Genomic DNA, 436 nt, shown 5'->3' on the forward strand with positions numbered 1-436 from the left:
CACCAGATACGTCTCGTAAGACAAACGTCACTGAGGGCTCGGCCATGGAAAGCCGCTTAACAACATCTGAAATCGCTTGTGCTTCTGAACGATCAGTGCGCATGAACTTCAAGCGAGCCGGTGTTGCAAAGAACAGATCACAGAGTTCCACAACTGTGCCAGCGCTTAGGGCTGCGGGTTTCACAGCTTCCATATCTCCACCAGAAACACGGACCGAAGCTGCCTCTTCATCAGCCACACGACTTGTGATTGTCAGCCGCCCTACAGCTCCAAGAGCCGGTAAAGCCTCTCCACGAAACCCAAAGGTATGAATGTTGAGTAAGTCGGACCCTTCCAGCTTGGACGTTGCATGACGAGACAGGGCGAGCGGCAAATCCTCGGCCGGAATGCCGTACCCATCATCCGTGACACGGATCAGTGTTTTGCCGCCGTCAGC

Annotated in this window: 1 protein-coding gene; it reads right to left on the reverse strand. The window is 54.4% G+C overall.

What is annotated here, in order from left to right; all coding sequences use genetic code 11:
• Window positions 1-436, reverse strand: a 436-nt coding sequence (gene mutL / locus ACFWW2_RS01960) for a DNA mismatch repair endonuclease MutL (RefSeq protein ID WP_393925682.1), incomplete at both ends; no start/stop codon positions are given.

The organism is Yoonia sp. R2-816 (assembly GCF_046762905.1).
Lineage (GTDB): Bacteria > Pseudomonadota > Alphaproteobacteria > Rhodobacterales > Rhodobacteraceae > Yoonia.